The organism is Blastopirellula sediminis, assembly GCF_020966755.1.
GTDB classification, from domain to species: Bacteria; Planctomycetota; Planctomycetia; order Pirellulales; family Pirellulaceae; genus Blastopirellula; species Blastopirellula sediminis.
In genome coordinates this window covers 3,998,600-4,016,872 of sequence record NZ_JAJKFT010000010.1, presented here as the reverse complement: position 1 = coordinate 4,016,872, position 18,273 = coordinate 3,998,600, and the positions used below count along the sequence as shown (strand labels likewise).

The 18,273-nt window shown below is 59.3% G+C and carries 17 protein-coding genes; 4 read left to right on the top strand and 13 right to left on the bottom strand.

What is annotated here, in order from left to right:
* Window positions 1-42: 42 nt before the first annotated feature.
* Window positions 43-1,050, bottom strand: a complete 1,008-nt coding sequence (locus tag LOC68_RS27910) for a Gfo/Idh/MocA family protein (protein ID WP_230225093.1) — start codon at window positions 1,048-1,050, stop codon at window positions 43-45.
* Between the two features lie 401 nt (window positions 1,051-1,451).
* Between LOC68_RS27910 and LOC68_RS27905 the strand changes: the two genes are divergently transcribed.
* A complete protein-coding gene (locus LOC68_RS27905) occupies window positions 1,452-1,910 on the top strand; it encodes a thioredoxin family protein (RefSeq protein ID WP_230225092.1) in 459 nt (152 codons plus the stop codon).
* Between the two features lie 23 nt (window positions 1,911-1,933).
* On the top strand, window positions 1,934-2,614 hold the full coding sequence (locus LOC68_RS27900) for a TIGR04283 family arsenosugar biosynthesis glycosyltransferase (RefSeq protein ID WP_230225091.1): 681 nt from the start codon (window positions 1,934-1,936) through the stop codon (window positions 2,612-2,614).
* Window positions 2,615-2,631: 17 nt separating this feature from the next.
* Here LOC68_RS27900 and LOC68_RS27895 read toward each other — a convergent pair whose 3' ends face one another.
* Both LOC68_RS27895 and LOC68_RS27890 read right to left on the bottom strand, forming a co-directional pair.
* On the bottom strand, window positions 2,632-3,159 hold the full coding sequence (locus tag LOC68_RS27895) for a chemotaxis protein CheX (protein ID WP_230225090.1): 528 nt from the start codon (window positions 3,157-3,159) through the stop codon (window positions 2,632-2,634).
* A 290-nt stretch (window positions 3,160-3,449) separates the two neighbouring features.
* Window positions 3,450-5,477: a sigma 54-interacting transcriptional regulator gene (locus LOC68_RS27890; RefSeq protein ID WP_230225089.1), complete on the bottom strand. Its 2,028-nt coding sequence runs from the start codon at window positions 5,475-5,477 to the stop codon at window positions 3,450-3,452.
* A 385-nt stretch (window positions 5,478-5,862) separates the two neighbouring features.
* Between LOC68_RS27890 and LOC68_RS27885 the strand changes: the two genes are divergently transcribed.
* The gene (locus tag LOC68_RS27885; RefSeq protein WP_230225088.1) at window positions 5,863-7,221 is read left to right on the top strand and encodes a DUF1598 domain-containing protein; all 1,359 of its coding nucleotides are present in this window, start codon (window positions 5,863-5,865) and stop codon (window positions 7,219-7,221) included.
* A 55-nt stretch (window positions 7,222-7,276) separates the two neighbouring features.
* Here the strand turns inward: LOC68_RS27885 and LOC68_RS27880 are convergent, their stop codons facing one another.
* The 10 genes from LOC68_RS27880 to LOC68_RS27835 all read right to left on the bottom strand — a co-directional run bounded on the left by LOC68_RS27880 (window position 7,277) and on the right by LOC68_RS27835 (window position 15,858).
* Window positions 7,277-7,885, bottom strand: coding sequence for a hypothetical protein (locus LOC68_RS27880; RefSeq protein ID WP_230225087.1), 609 nt, complete (start codon window positions 7,883-7,885; stop codon window positions 7,277-7,279).
* 7 nt (window positions 7,886-7,892) lie between these two features.
* Window positions 7,893-8,903, bottom strand: a complete 1,011-nt coding sequence (locus LOC68_RS27875) for a hydantoinase/oxoprolinase family protein (protein WP_230225086.1) — start codon at window positions 8,901-8,903, stop codon at window positions 7,893-7,895.
* 22 nt (window positions 8,904-8,925) lie between these two features.
* Window positions 8,926-9,912 (bottom strand): ATP-grasp domain-containing protein, encoded by a 987-nt coding sequence (locus LOC68_RS27870; protein ID WP_230225085.1) that lies wholly within the window; start codon window positions 9,910-9,912, stop codon window positions 8,926-8,928.
* Window positions 9,913-9,984: 72 nt separating this feature from the next.
* Window positions 9,985-10,305 (bottom strand): metal-sulfur cluster assembly factor, encoded by a 321-nt coding sequence (locus LOC68_RS27865; RefSeq protein WP_230225084.1) that lies wholly within the window; start codon window positions 10,303-10,305, stop codon window positions 9,985-9,987.
* Between the two features lie 16 nt (window positions 10,306-10,321).
* Complete coding sequence (locus LOC68_RS27860) at window positions 10,322-10,636, bottom strand: non-heme iron oxygenase ferredoxin subunit (RefSeq protein ID WP_230225083.1); 315 nt, start codon at window positions 10,634-10,636, stop codon at window positions 10,322-10,324.
* A 19-nt stretch (window positions 10,637-10,655) separates the two neighbouring features.
* Entirely contained in the window at window positions 10,656-11,975 is a 1,320-nt protein-coding gene (sufD, locus tag LOC68_RS27855) for a Fe-S cluster assembly protein SufD (RefSeq protein ID WP_230225082.1), read from the bottom strand.
* 105 nt (window positions 11,976-12,080) lie between these two features.
* Window positions 12,081-13,496, bottom strand: a complete 1,416-nt coding sequence (gene sufB, locus LOC68_RS27850; protein WP_230225081.1) for a Fe-S cluster assembly protein SufB — start codon at window positions 13,494-13,496, stop codon at window positions 12,081-12,083.
* A gap of 62 nt (window positions 13,497-13,558) precedes the next feature.
* Complete coding sequence (sufC, locus tag LOC68_RS27845) at window positions 13,559-14,380, bottom strand: Fe-S cluster assembly ATPase SufC (RefSeq protein WP_230225080.1); 822 nt, start codon at window positions 14,378-14,380, stop codon at window positions 13,559-13,561.
* A gap of 79 nt (window positions 14,381-14,459) precedes the next feature.
* Entirely contained in the window at window positions 14,460-15,059 is a 600-nt protein-coding gene (locus tag LOC68_RS27840) for a NuoB/complex I 20 kDa subunit family protein (RefSeq protein ID WP_230225079.1), read from the bottom strand.
* Between the two features lie 112 nt (window positions 15,060-15,171).
* Window positions 15,172-15,858, bottom strand: coding sequence for a helix-turn-helix transcriptional regulator (locus tag LOC68_RS27835; RefSeq protein WP_230225078.1), 687 nt, complete (start codon window positions 15,856-15,858; stop codon window positions 15,172-15,174).
* Between the two features lie 210 nt (window positions 15,859-16,068).
* On the opposite strand from LOC68_RS27835, the gene LOC68_RS27830 reads away from it, so the two are divergent.
* Window positions 16,069-18,264 (top strand): alanine/glycine:cation symporter family protein, encoded by a 2,196-nt coding sequence (locus LOC68_RS27830; RefSeq protein WP_230225077.1) that lies wholly within the window; start codon window positions 16,069-16,071, stop codon window positions 18,262-18,264.
* Window positions 18,265-18,273 lie beyond the last annotated feature (9 nt).

Below are 18,273 nucleotides of genomic sequence, written 5' to 3'. Positions count from 1 at the left end.
AAGGGAAGTCACTACTTCCAACGGCGGATCTGAAGGGACGAATTAGACAGCGCTGATGGCGACTCGAGTCCGCTGGTCGTAGCTTTCGTCGGCAGCGCGCATCACTCGCAAAGCGCAGTCGACGTCATTGAGACAGCTGGTATTGCGGAGCAAGCTAGTGACGCTTCGGTGGAACAGACTGAGCATTTGCTCGCCGACCGGGCGCTCGTGATCGAGCGATTCCATGTGACGGCCCGCTTCGTCGAACCAGATGAGGGTCGAAGGAAGATCGACGAACGCGACGCCGTTGGCGCAGCAAACCTGCAGTGCGGCCGGAGGTCGGAACGACGAAGCTTCGGGCCAGCGATGCTGCAAATAACTACCAGCGCTGATCTGAGCGATCACGGGTGCGCCGCCGGTGGGAGATTCAAATTCGACGCTGAGCATCTCATAGTCGAGATTGTTGTCCGCATCTTTGCGGTGCTGCACGCCGAAGACCGTTTCCGGCTCGGTTCCCACCACGTAGCGACACCAGTCGACGAGTTCAGCGACATGGCGTTTGACGGGACGTTGGCCAAAACGATCGGCTTGGCCATTTTCGGGTTTGCGGATCCGTTCGTGGCAAAAAAGAAGCTGCGGAGCTCCTAATCGCGTGGCGATCAGCTCTTTCAGGCGAATCGTCGCCGGCGAATGACGCCGCGGAAACTCGGCCATGAACGCGATGCCGGCGCGATCGACCGAATCACGCAACGTCGCCGAGTTGGCGCCGGCGATTTCCAAGATCGACGTGCAGTAGAAGGCTTTTCCTTCTTCGCAGGCGGCGATCAGCGGCTCAACGCCGTGCCATTGCGGTCCGAGCATCAGGACCGCTTCAATCTCTGGCGCAGCGACCAGCTTACGAAACCCGTTGACCGCTCGCGCGCCGATTTGCCGCGCAGCGTTCTCCGCGCGAAGAGACACTTCGTCGCAGATCGATTCGACGTGAAAGCGATCGCCAAGAGCTAGGAGAGCAGGGCGATGGCGAGAATCCCATTCTGGCCCTAGCCCGATAACACCCACTCGCAGACGCATGTATCGGCCGTTTAGAATAAAACTAAAATGTTCCGCTGCTTAAGGATAGCGATTTCACGCAGTCAAGCAATGGTTCGGCGTTGGATGCACCCCGGAAGTGGGAATACGGCAAATACGCAATTTTTTCTAAAGAGAGCGATAGGGAAGTCCTTGCAGGTTGTAACGACTCAGGTAAACTGTGGCGTTAATCGTGACTTTGGAAGACCCAAACCCTCTGTCGCAGGAGCGCAGCACGGTTTCCCTACCTTGGGCATGGGAAAGATAGTCGTTCGTTCGCGGTTTTTTTGAAGGATCGCACCAGAATCGAGCGGCGCCAGGCGATTCGTCAGGTCTTTTTCGCCCCGCCGGTAAACAGCTTCATTACCGCTGCGTCATGTCGACTACGTACAAAGGACTTACCCATGCATGGCGTCGTTCTCGCCGTATTGCTGCAGGCTACCATGGCTGGTGGCGAACATGACTACAAGACTGCCTTTCAATCGGCGGACGAAACCGGCAAGCCGCTGCTAGTGCTGGTCGGAACCAACTGGTGCCCTGGCTGCGTGACGATGAAGCGTTCGGTCATGCCGTCGCTCCTTCGCAAAGGGAAACTGACCGGCGTCGCCTACGCCGAAGTTGACGCTGACTCGGACTCGGGTCTGGCCGGCAAGCTGATGCAGGGTGGTTCGATCCCGCAGTTGATTCTCTACCGCAAGACCAACACCGGCTGGCGTCGCTCGCTGCTGGTTGGCGCCCAGTCGGAAACGACGATCGAAACGCTGGTCGAACGCGCTGTCGAACAGCAAGCCGCCCTGAAGAAGGAAACGGCCGAACAAGCGGTCGTCACCGCTTCGCACGTCGAAGAAGCGGCCGCCGAGTAGTCGGCCCTTCGGAGTTGAAACGCGTGATTCGCGTTTCGGTCATCACCGCGGCTTTGAACGAACAAGCCAACATTCTAGCCGCGGTCCGTTCGGCCAAAGATGCCGGCGCCGACGAGATCATCGTCGTCGACGGCGGAAGCGCTGACGAAACGGTTCGCCTGGCGACCCATGCGGGCGCAACCGTCATTCATTCTCCCCCCGGTCGCGCGATTCAACAGAACGCAGGCGTCGCCGCATCCACCGGCGACGTCTTGCTGTTCTTACATGCCGATTGTCGCCTGTCGCCGCATTCGATCTCGGAGATTCGCAACCGCGAGCGCGACTTCACGTTCGGCGCGTTCCGGCAGAGGATCGACGCGACGTCGCTCATCTATCGTCTGGTCGAACGAGGGAACGATCTGCGGATTCGCTGGTTCGGCATGCCCTACGGAGATCAAGCGATCGCCGTCCGCCGCGACGCTTTTGAAGCGGCAGGTCGCTTCGCCGAAGTTCCGTTTCTGGAAGACTATCTCCTGTCGCAGACGCTGCGCAAACGCTATTGGCCGACGCTGCTGCGTGGTCCCGTTTACGCTTCCGCTCGGCGTTGGGAGAAGCGGGGAGTGATTCGCCAGACGCTGCTCAACTGGCGTCTGATCGCCGCCTATCACCGCGGCGTTCCGATTGAAGAGCTTGCAGCCCAATATCGACGGCATGATCAGAAGTAGCTGATCACCGTTCGCTCTTACAGACGCAAAAACGACATGCTGACGCTCATCAAGCGATCTTCCAGCATGACGGCGTCAGGGTCATTGTGTTCAAACGTCGCGCTGACGAATTCCAGTCCGCGGGCGAACGCCATGCGATAGCCTTCGCCGATGATCACCGACGGAACGGTGATTCCCTGGAAGGCCCACGGCGTTTTGGCGAGCTTCGACTTGATGCCGCCGCAAATGATGTTCGTGATTTCGCCGGCGCCGTCGACCACTTGCGACGTCAACTTGCCGAACTCGTCCTGCAGCAGACCTTCGACCGCTTTGATGACCATCCGTTCCGACATGTTGATGGTGATAAAGCCGGAGACCTTGCCATGGACGCCGATGATGCCGGTGACCAGCCCCTTTTCTCCCATCGGCACGCCGGCGACGCCGACGCAACGGGCGCTGGTATTGCACATCGTCAATGCGGCGGCGACCGATTCGACGACCGCTTGAGTCAGGACGGGATCGGTGCAGGTAAAGCCGGCCGAGGTGGTGATTTCCGCTGTCGCCATGATGGATCGTCGCTATTGTGGTTGCTTGGATTGTCGCCATGTCGCGACCAGCGTTGGCCGCACAATTCCGATGGAATTATTCGCCACAATTTAGCGAGAACGCCCAGAAATAGCTGCCAGCGTCGGTTTTCTAAAACGTCCGACGCACCCGAATCGGGACGAAACTTTTCAACCGGAACAATCGGAACGAGGCGGACCGCATATGGAGACTTATTGGCCTGACCAATCGTCATCTTCGGCGCAACCGGAACATACGAATTTCCGCAAGCGCCAACCGAATGAGCGACGTGCTAACGCTGGACGGCGTTCGGCCGGAGTTGATACCGGCGAATCTTGCGATCGAGCGTCGAGCGTTCGATGCCGAGAATGGCGGCCGTACGGCTCTTATTCCAGCCGGTCGACTCCAGCGTCAACTGGATGTGACGACGTTCGACTTCCGCCAGCGAAGCGGGTTCGTATTCGTCAGAGAGCGAGATGTTATCGGCCGTGTCGCCGGAGGTCGCGAGGTTCGAGAGCGCCAGATCTTCGACATCGATCCGCTCCCCTTGCGCGAGCACGACCGCACGTTCGATGACGTTCTTCAGTTCGCGCACGTTACCGGGCCAGCGATACTTTTTCATATGCTCGTACGCGGCCTGCGTGAATCCGAGCAATTTGCGGCCGGTCTCGGCGTTGTACTTTTCCAGGAAGTGGCTCGCCAATTCGACGATATCTTCCGGTCGTTTTCGCAGCGGAGGAGCGGTAATCTCAACCACGCGTAAACGGAAATAAAGGTCGCGGCGGAAGCGTCCCCGTTCTACCTCTTTTTCCAGATCGCGGTTGGTCGCGGCGATCACGCGGACGTCGACTTGCACCGGCTCGCTGCCACCGACCCGTTCAAACGGATGCCCTTCGAGGACGCGGAGGAACTTGGCCTGAATCGCCTCGCTCATCTCGCCCACTTCGTCGAGCATCAGCGTTCCCATGTGGGCCGCTTCAAATTTCCCCATCTTGCGATCGGTCGCGCCGGTAAACGCGCCCCGCTCGTGACCGAACAGTTCGCTTTCGAGCAGCGACTCCGAAAGAGCGGCGCAGTTCAAGCAAACGAACGGCCCTTTTTTCCGGGGGCTGGCGAAGTGCACCGCGCGTCCGACCAGTTCTTTGCCGACGCCGCTTTCGCCGCAGATCAGCACGGTTGCGCGACTCGGCGCGGCTCGCGCGATCTGTTGCTGCAGCGCCATGATCAAAGGACTGCGGCCGACGATCTGACTTTCGGCGCCCAGCTTCTTGCGCAGCTCGTCGATTTCGACCTGCGTTTGCGAGATCGTCTCGGTCAGCTCGAGCTGGCGGCCGAGATTCTTCAGGGCGAGCGCGACGTTGTCGGCGACCGCCAAGGTGAATTCGAGATCGTCCGGATCCGGAATTCGTCCCGCGTCGGTCGAATAGAGATGGATCACACCGATGGTGCGGCCATCTTGTCGGATCGGGGCGCACAACACGCTGGTCGCGTGGATATCCCCTTTGCTGTCGCGGATGCCAAACCGGCTATCGTCCATCACGTTGCGAGCCAGCACCGCTTCCCCTTCGCGCAACACGGTGTTGGCGAGGAAGCGGGAGACGCGGTGATATGACGGACCCTTGTCGGCGCGCGAAGCGATCAGTTCGAGATCTTTTTCGGTTGCAACTCCGCGATGGCTGCGCGGCAAGAGCAAGACGGCGCCGGCGTCGATGCTGGTGCACTCAAAGAGACCTTCGAGCGCCAAATTCGCGACCGCGGTGGTATCGGTCTGGTTGGCGAGATCGAACGCCAACTTGCAGAGCAGGGTCGCCGCTTTGCCGACCTTGGGAATCGTCGACGCGTCCCCTTTGTTCGACTCGGCTTTCAGAAACTTCGTTTCGCCGCGGCGGTGGGTGATCGTGGTCGGTTCGACGATGTCGAGGACATGCTCTTCGTCGATCGTCTGGAAGATCGACGGATCGTTCTCGGGTACGTCGTTGAAAAGGTGCGAACTGCTGCCGGAGTGGTCAGGGAAGGCGGTATTCAGGTCCTCGACGAAGGCCAACTGCATGCTGGCGATCCGAATGACCTGGCCGAAGTCGAGCTTCCAGTCCCCCCTAATGGGGTTTTCGCCGACGACCGTCCCGTTGCGGGAGTCGAGATCCCGCAGGATCCATTCCCCCTCAGAGAGGAAAATTTCGGCATGGTAACGGCTGCAACGATCATCCTTGATCACAATCTGGTTGGTCGGCGCACGCCCAATCGTTACCGTGTGCCCCGGTACGAGCCGAAAAACGTCGGTCCAGTTCGAACCTTCACGGATAATGAGAAAGGCAACCATCAGGTATTAAAACGGCATCCCTTGTCGTTTTTTGTGGTAAATCGCTATCAGTATTGAACTTAAGTCCTCTGACGAGGTCCTCGGCGGCACTGGGAGCGTAAGAATATTAAATTATAGGTAACGCTCTCGTCCAAGGACGAGGCGGCAATTACGGTTCGAATAATTCAAATCCGTAGAACTTGGGTAACTTAGCGGACGTTTTCTTGCAAACTCTGTAGACCGGAACTATCGTAAGTTTGTGTAGTTTCTTGCCCTCAAGCCGGTTTACGGCGCGGCGGGCTCCACGCTCTTCAGCTGCCTATCTGGGGTTTCTCCCGGAACCAATACGCAAGTCAGACGCTTAGGGTGCGCGTCATTTTCGCCAGCATCCCTCAGGAGTTTCGCAATGATTCGGACTGTGAGCCACCTTTCCACAAAATCCCTGCTACTGCTCGTTGTTGCGGCGTTAGCCTTGCCGACGTCGGCCATGGCTGGGCATCAGAACTTCCGATCCAACTCGGTCGGTGGTATCTCGATTGACGCCCAAGGGGTCGTGAGTCTTGCCAGCGTCGATTCGCAGCGGATGCTGCGAGCCGAGATGTTGAAAGCTCTGGAGAAGGCTCCCGGCGAATTGAACGCTCCGGTCCCGATGCGGAAAGTTTCGCTCCGCGGACTGAATGCGGCAATCAAAGACGCTCAAGAGAATAATTTAGGCGTTTTGCCTGACGAAGTGAAATACCTCGCCGGATTACAGCGTATCGAATATGTCTTCGTTTATCCGGAACAGAACGATATTGTTCTGGCCGGACCGGGCGAAGGCTGGACAGTTGACGAATACGGCACCGTCGTCGGCGTCACCACCGGTCGTCCGGTGTTGCTGCTGGAAGACCTGGTCGTCGCGCTGCAAACGGTCGAAAACGCTCGCAACGGCGGCATCACCTGCTCGATCGATCCGACCGAACAGGGACGCGTTAACTTCCACCAATACATGAAATCGGTCCGCCAGTTCTCGCCGGCTGCGGTGAAGGGGATCGAAGCTGCGATGGGCATGCAGGACGTCACCGTTCACGGCGTTCCGCAGACGAGCCACTTCGCTCGCGTGCTGGTCGGCGCCGACTACCGCATGAAGCGAATCGCCATGGGTCATGACAAGTCGGGCGTTCGCGGCCTGCCGAGCTTCGTCGACATCGCGTCGGTTCGCGCTCTGCAAGCGAACGCCGCTCCGCGTTGGTGGTTGGCCTGCAACTACGAACCGCTCGCCAAAAGCGAAGATGGTCTGGCCTGGCAACTGCGTGGTCCGGGCGTCAAAGCGATGACCGAAGACGAAATCATCACCGAAGACGGCAAGGTCGTGCAGACCGGTAAGGAAGGCGCCCTCGCCAAGAAGTGGGCCGACCTGATGACCGCTCAGTACGAAGAGCTGTCGGGCGAAGACAAGATCTTCGGCGAACTCCGCAACATCATGGACATGTGCGTCGTCGCCGCGTTGATCTCGAAAGAGAACATGCTGAAGAAGGCGAACATCGAACTGCCGATGCTCGGCGAAGCGACCAACTCGATGACGCAGCAAGAGTACTACGCTCCGAAGAACGTCCCCAGCATCGTCAGCGCCCTGAAGAAGGGGAACAACTGGGTTCTCACCGTCTCGGGCGGCGTCGACATCAACTCGTGGGCGGTCGCCGACAACAACGAAGCGGTCCCGACCATGGAGCCGCTGCGTGAACAAAACGCCAAGACCGGCGGCGCCACCTGGTGGTGGAACTAACGTTCGCCGCAGCGAATCGATTCAAAAAAGGCCGCGTTAACCACGCGGCCTTTTTTCATGCGCGGTCGTCAAACTTTGCGTCGCGTAGATTTACCCAGGAGACGGTGAGCCCTGCGGCGATCTCCGCGAACTGCGGATCGACGGCGCCGGCTGCGCTCCACGCGTGCGGCGTCTCTCCCGGCGGATCGCACGACTTCAACATCACCAGCGATTTCGCATTCCAGCTGACAGCCAGTTTCGCCGCGATCGAATCGCTGGTCAGCGTCCAGTCGAGCGTCTTCGCTCGGAGCGTCGGTTCGATCTCTTGCAGCCAATAGTCGACCACGTCCCAGACGCCGACGTACCGCGGCGGCAAGTTCCCCTCGGACGCCGACGCCAGGCAAAAGCGGAGTTGATCCAATTGCCCGATATAGTCGTGCGCCGGCAGCAAGCAGGAGAGGGCTCGCGCGGACTGCCGCATGCTCTGCAGCGCGAGATGATGCGAGAAGAGGGAAGGGAGCTGATGCACCGCGTCGAACTGGCGAACCGCATCGGCGAACATCCCGCCTCCGGCGAGCAATGCGGTCGGCTGCGGCGCCTGCTGAGCGAGCCACGCTTCCACCCGTCGCCCCAAGTCAGGCAAGTCGAAGAGGCTGCCGCCGAGCTTGACGACGCGGAGGTTCATAGCGGCGTTACCAGTTCTCTTCGGCGAAGACCGCCAAGGCGAACGCCGGGCCGCAGCGAGCCGCCCGATCGTTGATCAGGTCCGACAGGTAAATCCGCTGCGACGTGACGCCGGCCGCGTCGAGGATCGCTTCGGCCAGGAAGTCGCCGTGCCCGGAGATGACGACCAGTTCCGGAGCGAGGGACTTCGCGCTCATCGCATGTTCCCAGCGTGCGGCGGCGAACTTCACCTGCTTGCGAAAGAGCTCGCGGGCCATCTCGTTCACTTCGGTCCAGGTCAGCTCTTCGGCGTCAGCGCAAACCATGCGAGCCAGACGCGACTTGGCGAACTCACGCGTCGCGGGGCGACCGTCGGCCGTCTCATGATTCTCGGTCGCTTCGTCGATCTGTCCCATCACCAGGAAGATATCGAGCGACGTGGCGAACAACTCGGCCGCCAGCGGGCAATCGGCGCCGCGCAGCTTGACCGTCTGGGCCATGGCGCAGATTGGAGTCCGTTCGACGCCGGAATAGACGAGCTCGCCGGAGAGGAGCCGCTCCGGGTCGGTACGACCGACGTTGACCAGTTTGCCGTCGCGAATCGGCACGAAGTCGATCGTCGTCGAGCCAACGTCGACCACAGCGCCATCCCCTTTGAGCGGGAAGTGGCGGCAAGCGTAGCGTCCTAGCGCATGCCAGTTGGAAGCGGCCGCATCGAGCGGACGTTCGGCGGCGCCGGCGACGCTCGCCAGTTCGCCGGTCGTCAGATAGACCTTAATCTCGCTGTCGTCAAAGACGCTTTGCACCGCCGAGAGGATGAAGCGCACGCCTTCTTGCTTCGTCCCAAAGCAGTCGGCCAACTCGCCGGTCATCGTCAGCGCGACCCGCTGAAAGACCGGAGCGTGCTCCCGAATCTCTTTCAGGATCTCAGGCAAGTCGTCGCGGCGCTTCCACAGAGGAAACTCCATCGAATCGGCGTAGCCAGAGGCGTTGGCGAGTTTGATATTAGCGCCGCCAATGTCGAGAGCGAGTACCGGCATTCGTCGTTCACCGTAGACGTCGTCAAAGGTCTAATTCGTACTCCTCGCCGGAAAACTCAAGTCGAATCGCGTCTCCCGAGGCGAAGGCCAACATCGCGGCCGACAAGTTGCCGCGGCAGAGATGACGCAGTCCAAAGTACGAGGTCGTCAGACGAGGATTAATCTCAATGGCGAAATCATCGCCATCTTTCGCGCCCAGAATCATATCAACGCCGATATAACCCCGAAAAGGCGGTAGGGCCGTCGCTGCGCGTCGAGCGAGCGTCTGAGCGCGCTCCGCTAGATCGCCTGCAAGCGGCCAACATCCTCCACGATATTGAAATCCGTTGCCCGGATCAATTTTTTGGGTCCCCGGAGGGAGGCAAATGATCCGTTTTCCGTCCCCAAGTAGCGCGCAGCTCGCATGCAAACCTTCACAGAAGGTTTGAATAATAGCCTCGGAAGACCCGCCAAATTTTTCTGGAGATTCGTAGAAATCAATTTCCTGAGAGCCGGCTCCATCCCGAGGTTTTCGAACAAAACGTCGAGATTTGTCCACCGAAGCGGAGGAAAAGCGACCCTCCAGCCAGGTATCCGGCGTCGGAACTCCGGCGCGAGTCCACCGGCGATAGGTGTTCCATTTGTCGCCGGCGATCGCCGTGAAGTCGGAACCGGGGCTGATCAGGCGTGCTCGTCCCGCTTCGGCCCACAGGACCCGTTCCAAGAGCAGCGCGCCAAACTCCGGCGCGATCACCAACACCGCGTTCGCTTCATTGCAGGCGGTCGCGAACGCCGCTTTCTCCGCTTCGCTGGAGTCGATGACCGTCTCATCGCAGCCCACGTGCTCAAACGCCGGGAGTCGATGATCGCGGAACAGAGAAACGCTTACGCCGGCCTTTAAGAAATCGTCGACCACCGCCGACCGCATCAGAGTTCCCTCTTCCAGCAGCGAGCCGCTCGGCTCGGGAGCCCCTGGCATCGCATAGAGCCCGCCGGCGGTGATGAACTCGTACACGAAGACGCGAGTCACGGCTGGGCTTTCTGGGTTTCTAATCTTGAAATCGCGGCGAACCGTTTACGAAACGAACGGCGTCGCCAATGACTAAAAGATCCCCAACTGATCGCGGGCATCTTCTGTCATGCGATCCGGGGTCCACGGCGGTTCCATGACGATCTTCACTTCGACCTCTTTGACCCCTTCCATCTGGCTGACGAATTGCTTGGTTTGACCGATCAATTGCGGGCCGGCCGGGCAAGCGGGGCTGGTCATCGTCATTTCGATGAAGACGTTCGACTGGTCCGGTTCGTCGGCCGGCTGGACGTCGATCACATAGACCAGACCGAGATCGACGATGTTGACGAACAACTCGGGGTCGATCACTTTGCGGATTTCTTCGCGAACGGAATCTTCGCTAATCGCCATGCTTCGTTCTCCCTCGTTAACTGCGAAGCCGAACCCAAACGGCGCCGTCTTCGACTTTCACTTCATGGCAAACGGTAGGACGGGTCGCCGGCATCGACAGGGCGGCCCCGGTCCGAATGTCAAACTTGGCGCCATGCCGCGGGCAGGCGATCGTACAACCTTCTAAACGTCCTTCGCCCAGCGGACCATCATCATGCGTGCAGACGTCGTCGAGGCAAGAGAATTGCCCTTCGACATGAAACACGACGACGACCTGACCTTCAACCTCGAAGATCTGTTTGCCAGGGTCAGGAATCGCATCAACCGATGCGACGCGGACAAAATCGGCCATCTTGGTTCCGCGCCTTTCTTTATTCGTATTCGCGAACGCGGACCGCGATCGCTTTGCCGAGCGCTTCTCGCACGCTTTCGACCGGAATGCGATCGAAGACCTGCTGGAAGAAGCCGATCACGATGGCGCGAATCGCTTCGTTCCGCGTGAAGCCGCGGCACTGGGCGTAGAAGATCTGCTCTTCGTCAACGCGACCAGTCGTGGCGCCGTGCGTGCAGCGAACGTCGTCCGCTTCGATTTCCAAACCAGGGATCGAGTCGGCGCGGCAATGTTCGGTCAGCAGCAGGTTATCGTTGCGCTGATAACCGTCGGTCTTCTGAGCGCCTTCGTCGACTTTGATCATCCCGCGCCAAACGGTGCGGGAGCGATCTTGCAGGGCCGCCTTGTACAGGAAGTTGCTGCGGCAGTGGGGAGCTTCGTGATGCTGCAGCGTGTGATACGAGAGGTGCTGACGACCTTCGGTGAACATCACGCCGTTCACTTCGCACTCGGCGCCTTCGCCGACCAGGCCGACGTGCTGATTGACCTTCGAGAGCTTGCTGCCGAGGGCGCCAATCGTCCACTGGATGTGGGCGTCGCGATCGACGCAGCCCTTTTGGTGAGCGAAGTGCCAGACGCCGCTTCCCCAGTTCTGCAGGTTTACGTAGCGGAGGCGAGCCCGCGGATGGACGAACAGCTCGATGGCGCCGCAGTGGAGGCCAGGGGCGTTGTGATCAACGCTGGCCGTCTCGTTCAGCATGGTCGCTTCGGCGCCTTCTTCCAGGATCACCAGCGTGTGTCCCAGATCGACGCCGCCGGCGCCCAGCAGCGACAACGCGTGCAGCGGCTTCTTCACCACCACGCCGCGCGGCACGTACAGGACTTGCCCGGTCGTGAAGAAGGCGGCGTGCAAGGCCGAGAACTTGTCGAAATGAGGATCAACCGCGTTTGCGAAATGTTCGCGGATCACTTCGCCATGTGAGGCCAAGACTTCGGCGAAGCTGCCGAAGACGACTCCTTGCGCTTTCAGCTCGTCGCTCAATTCCGAGACGATCGTGCGGCTGTTGTACGAAACGATGCGACCGCCAAGATCGACCCCTTCGGTCAGCAGACCTTCCGGCAGATTGGCCGGAACTTCGGTCAGTTCGGCCGGCGGCTCGAAGTTGTCGAGATGGAACGTGCGGATATCGGTCCGCATCCATTCTTCTTCTTTCCGCGACGGCAACGCTTTTTCGCAGAAGGTTTCAAAGGCGGCGCGGCGGAGATCGACCAACCACTCCGGCTCTTGTCGTTTGGCGATCAATTCGTCCAGCGCGGCGGCGCTAAACTTGGCGGAATCAGTCACGGCAGTGACGCCCATCGTCATAACTCTATTGCGGTAATGTCTCAGTTAGAAAACAGTTTCGGCCGGACCCAGGGCAGCGGACCCGGCCGAACTGCGATTATTTGCAAAGATCGATGCGGACTAGCCGACCGAACCTTCCATCTGCAATTCGATCAGGCGGTTCAGTTCGACGGCGTATTCCATCGGCAGCTCTTTGACGAGCGGTTCGATGAAACCATTGACGATCATGGTGCTCGCTTCCGATTCGGTCAGACCGCGGCTCATCAGGTAGAAGAGCTGCTCTTCGCCGATGCGGGAAACGCTCGCTTCGTGGCCGATCGAGACGTCCGGTTCGGCGATCTCGATGTAGGGATAGGTGTCGGTGCGGCTTTCGGGATCGAGGATCAGCGCGTCGCAGACGACGCTGCACTTCGAGTTCTTGGCGCCTTCTTCGACCTTCACCAGACCGCGATAGCTGCCGCGGCCCCCATCCTTCGAGATCGACTTCGAGACGATCTGTCCGGTGGTGTTCGGTGCGCAGTGAACCAGCTTGGCGCCGGTGTCTTGGTGCTGGCCCTTGCCGGCGAACGCGATCGACAGGATCTCGCCGCGAGCCCCCGGCTCCATCATGTAGACGGCCGGGTACTTCATCGTCAGGTGACTTCCCAGGTTGCCGTCGACCCATTCCATGGTCGCGTCCTGATAAGCGAGAGCTCGCTTGGTCACCAGGTTGTAGATGTTGTTGGCCCAGTTCTGGATCGTCGAATAACGACAACGCGAACCCTTCTTGCAGATCACTTCGACCACGGCCGAGTGGAGGCTTTCGGTCGAGTACATCGGGGCGGTGCACCCTTCGACGTAGTGAACCTGGGCGCCTTCGTCGACGATGATCAACGTCCGCTCAAACTGGCCCATGCTTTCGGCGTTGATGCGGAAGTAGGCCTGCAGCGGGAAGTCGATCTTCACTCCTTTTGGAATGTAGATGAACGAACCGCCCGACCAGACGGCCGAGTTGAGAGCGGCGAACTTGTTGTCGTCCGGCGGGATGATCTTGCCGAAGTATTCGCGAAGGAGTTCAGGATGTTCGCGAACGGCGGTGTCGGTGTCGGTGAAGAGCACGCCCTTTTTGGCGAGGTCTTCCTGCAGCGAACCGTAAACCACTTCGCTCTCGAACTGCGCCTTGACGCCGGCCAGGAACTTCCGTTCCGCTTCCGGAATGCCGAGACGCTCGAACGTGTCTTTGATTTCTTCCGGAACGTCATCCCAAGTGCGACCCTGGTGATCGGTCGGCTTCAGGTAGTAGTAGATGTCCTGGAAGTTGATATTGATGTCGCCGCCCCATTTGGGCATCGGCTTCGAATTGAAGATCTCCAGCGAATCCAAGCGGAACTTTCGCATCCAATCAGGCTCGTTCTTGATGTCCGAGATCTGATTGACCACTTCGGCGTCGATACCTTTGCGGGCCTTGAAGACGCCGGCGGTTTCGGTGCGGAAGTCGTACTTGTTGATCTCGCCGACCGGAGATTCAATCGCGTCAGACGTAATATCAGTCGCCATTAGCTTGCTCTATTTCTTTTCTGGAAGTCGCAAATGCCTAGGGGGAAACGAAGACGGCCTCGTTAGCCGGCGACTTGCGTTTCTTCTTCATTCATCGTTTGTTCCATCGCGGCGGCGTCCGGATACGCATTGCGAATCCGATCGTAACCGTGGGAGTGGAGTTCCTTCGCCAGCTCAACGCCGCCGGTTTCGACGATGCGTCCGCCCAGCATCACGTGGGCGAAGTCCGGCGGATTGTGTTCCAGCAGCTTGTCATGGTGGGTGATGATCAACAGGCCCATTTCGGCGCCGCCGATTTCGGCGATGCTCTGGCTGGCCAGGCGGACGGCGTCGGCGTCCAGACCGCTGTCGGTTTCGTCCAGGATGGCGAACTTCGGCTGCAGCATCGCGAGCTGCAGAATCTCGGCCCGCTTCATTTCGCCGCCGGAAAAACCGTCGTTGACGTAGCGGCGAGCGAAGTCGAGATCCATGTGCAACTGCTGCATCTTGGTCTTCATTTCCTGGCGGAATTCCCGCATCGGAATCAGCTCTTCGCCTTCTTTACGTTCGGGATTGCGAACGTTGGTGGTCGCATGACGGAGGAAGTCGGCCAGCTTGACGCCGGGGATCGACATCGGGCGTTGGAAGGCCATGAACAGCCCGGCGCGGGCCCGTTCGTCCGCTTCCATTTCGAGCACGTTCTCGTCGTTGAGCCAGATCGCGCCTTCGGTCACTTCGTACTTGGGGTGTCCCATGATCGCGTAGCCGAGGGTGCTCTTGCCGGACCCGTTCGGTCCCATCAGAGCGTGCGTCTCTCCACGACGAATCGTGAGGTTGACGCCGGTGAGAATCGGCTTGCCTTCCACGGCGACATGCAGGTTTTCAATCTTTAAAACGTCGGTCATGCTCGTCTCAATCAATCCCAATAACGCTTCTACCGGGGGTGGCGAAGCAGCGAAACTTCTTTTCCGCCAACCTTTGCGGTTAGGCTTTCGTAATCTTCTGGTGATCGGTCAGGGGAGTTTCGGCGCCCGGGGCGTCGACCCATCCGCTGTGGTGCGGAATCGGCAACTCGTCTTCGACGCGTACGCCGTTTCGCTTGTTGATTCGTTTTCCTTTGATCTTGTCCTGGATCCGCATCAGCCCTTCGAGCAGCGCTTCGGGCCGCGGCGGACAGCCCGGCACGTACACGTCGACCGGAACGACCAGGTCCACGCCTTTGACGACGTGGTAGCCGTACTTGAAGTAAGGTCCGCCGCCGACGGTGCAAGCGCCCATCGCGATGACGTACTTCGGATCCGGCATCATGTTGTAAAGGCGACGGACGCGACTCGCCATTTTGTAAGTCACGGTTCCGGCGACGATCATCAGGTCCGCTTGTCGCGGGGTCGCACGAAACGCCCCGGCGCCAAACCGATCCATGTCGTAACGACTGGCGCCGGCCGCCATCATCTCAATCGCACAACAAGCCAGGCCGAACGTCATCGGCCAAATGCTCGATTGCTGCGCCCAGTTGATCGCTTGCTCCAGCGTCGTAAAGACGACGTTTTCTTCAAAGCGACCTTCAATCCAAGGCTTTGTCATCACCACGCTCCGTCTGCAGGATCAGGCTTTATCCGCAGCTAGCGGACACGCCCAACATCCTACACCGTACCGCCCATAATCGTCAGGGCTTAACTGCAGTTCCGGGCCACGCTTACGACAACTCAAATTTGCAACATGGGTCGCCGTTCAGACGACATTCACCCAGCCGGACGTCGTTGCCCAAGAGCTCACCGAACATGATCCTCTCCATCGCACAGACGGACTGATCGATTTCGGCCAAACCGGGGTAGGGACAGGCCAGGACGTTCAGCACGGGGAGTTCTCCCTCGTGCGTTTCTACTTGTATGGGGATGCGCCGCTCGCCGAAGATCGCGGCGATCTTTTGCAGCTTTTCTTCCAGCTCGACCCCTTCCAGCTCTTCCGCATATTGGGCGACCAGGCGTTCCGAAATCCGCTGCAACAGCCCGCGGCGAACGTCCGGATCCTTGATGGACCGAACTTCCTGCCAAAGAGCAACTGCCAGATCGGCGAAATTGCCGCCCCCCTTACGCTTTCCCTTTTCGGTCAAACGGTAGTGGTGGATCGGCCGGCCGCGACCGGACTTTTCGGCAAAACGCTCAATATAACCCTGTGCCATCAAACGATTTAGGCGTTGACGCACGGCGGTCGCGGTCACTTCCAGCTCGCTGGCCAACTCCGCGATCGTCATATGGGGGGCCTGACGAAGCAGATCCAAGAGGACGATGTCCGACGGAACGACTTCCTGCGTCCAATACGGATCGCTGGCAGGGTGTTTTCCCTGCTCGGAGTGCGTCGGGGTGTACTCTTGATCTGTCATTAACTTGATTCCTCTGTAGGCTATCTTATTGATTATCGCATTTTTGACAACCATATGTTTGAAAATTCGCGGGGAGCCCCACCCAACGACGTAACCGGTTGACAGACAATTAGTTAAAATGGTAGAACCACGACGCCCACACCCCTCATGCGCTGAATCCCCCTATCACTAACGGCCAATTCGCCGCCAATCACGAAGGACTCTTCGGGCATGTTTCGCGCGCCACTCTCCCTGTGCGTAATCGCTTGCGCTGCAATCGCTTTCTCGACGATCGCTAGCTTCGCTCAAGACCAACCAAAAAAGCCGGCCGCCGAAGAGAAGATCGCGGAGAAGATCCCCGACTCGGCACCGGAACTCTCCTACGCTGACGTTCCGGAAGAGCAGACGACCGCCGAGCGCGTGAACGGCCAGATCAACTCGGTCTTCGAACCGGGGGTCGAGATGGCGGCCAGCGTGCTGATGCGGCCGGTCTACTGGACCACGCAGAAGTACGTGCAGTTCGATCACGTCGTCCACTACACGCGACCGATCGAAGAGCCGGAACTGCCGTTTACGATCTACCAACCGGACGTCGCCGAGAAACCGGTCAACTTCCCGGACTCGCTGACGCTCGCCGAAGCCGACACCTGGAAAGCCCGCGGCAAGCTCCTCTCGGGCAACTCGAAACAGCCGTTCAGCCTGGGCAAGCTTGGCGGTAAGAGCGTCGAAGTGGTCGCCATCAAAGTCGATACCACGACCAAGTACGTGCAGCAAACGCTCGCCGACGGCAAGGTCGTCTACAAAGAAGCAGGCGACATCCGCGGCTTGCTGAGTCAGGACGTGGCCGACTGGAAAACGCCGGAGCAGATTCAGGAGATGGCCGATCGTCATCTGCTGAAACTTGGCGGCGAAGCGGGGGAGCCCCCGTATATTCTGACCGAAAAAGTCGGCAATGCTCCGCTGGTGGTCGTTTGGCTGGCCGGGGGCGCGTTGTTCTTCACCATCTACTTCGGCTTCGTCAACTTCTGGGGCTTCCGCCATTCGATCGAAGTCGTCAGCGGCGCTTACGACGATCCTGATGAGCCGGGCGAAGTGACCCACTTCCAGGCGCTCGCATCGGCGCTCTCCGCGACGGTCGGTCTCGGTAACATCGCCGGCGTGACGATCGCGATGACGACCGGCGGCCCTGGCGCTTTCTTCTGGATGATGCTCTGCGGCTTCCTGGGGATGGCCAGTAAGTTCGCCGAATGTACGCTCGGCCAGATGTACCGCGAAGTGAAGCCGGACGGCACGATCCTCGGCGGTCCGATGCAGTATTTGCTGCGAGGCTTCGAAGAAATCGGCCTGAAACCGGTCGGCATCGTCTTCTCAGTCGTCTTCGCGGTCCTCTGCATTATGGCCAGTTTCGGCGGCGGCAACATGTTCCAGTCGAACCAGTCGGCCGACGCCGCGGTGCAATTGATCCAAGGCGCCAAGCAGGACAAAATTTCGGACCTGGCGATTGAAATCAGCGCCGCCGAAAAGGCCGAAGATTGGACGAAATTGGCGGAACTGCAGGAACAAAAGGCCGCCTTGCAAACCGAACTCAATCTCTTCGCCCAAAACTTCAAGATGGGCTTCGGCGTCGTCTTTGCGATCCTGGTCGCGCTAGTGATCATCGGCGGCATCAAGCGCATCGCCGCGGTCTCCAGCAAGATCGTGCCGATCATGTGCATCTCGTACGTCTTGATGTGCATCTACGTGATCCTGATGCACATCGGGGAAGTGCCGCACTTGTTCCAGAGCATCTTCACCGAAGCGTTCACACCGAAGGCGGCCCTGGGCGGGATCATCGGCGTTGCGATCATCGGCATCCAACGGGCCGCGTTCAGCAACGAGGCCGGCGTCGGCAGCGCCGCGATCGCCCATAGCGCCGCCAAGACCGATCAGCCGATTCGCGAAGGTCTGGTCGCACTGCTCGGACCGTTCATCGATACGATCGTCGTCTGCTCGATGACCGCGATGGTGATTCTGATTACCAACGCGTGGGATAACAAAGACTGGGTCGTCGACCAGGGACTGAAAGGCGCCGCGCTGACCTCCCAAGCCTTTGAGAAGGAAGTCTGGTGGTTCTCCTACATCCTCTCGATTTCGATTCTCCTCTTCGCCTACTCGACGATCATCTCGTGGAGCTACTACGGCGAACGTTGCTGGGAACGCTTGTTTGGCGCCGGCAGCACGATGGTTTACAAGGTGCTTTACGTCGGCTTCGTCTTTATCGGGGCCGTCGCCAATCTGGGAGCGGTGATCGACTTCTCCGACATGATGCTGTTGTCGATGGCGTTTCCCAACATTGTGGGGGTCATTCTCCTCTCGCCGAAAGTTCGCCGACATCTTTTTGAGTATTGGCGAAAATATAAGGCCGGAGAGTTCAAGAAATTCAAATAGCCAGCGAAC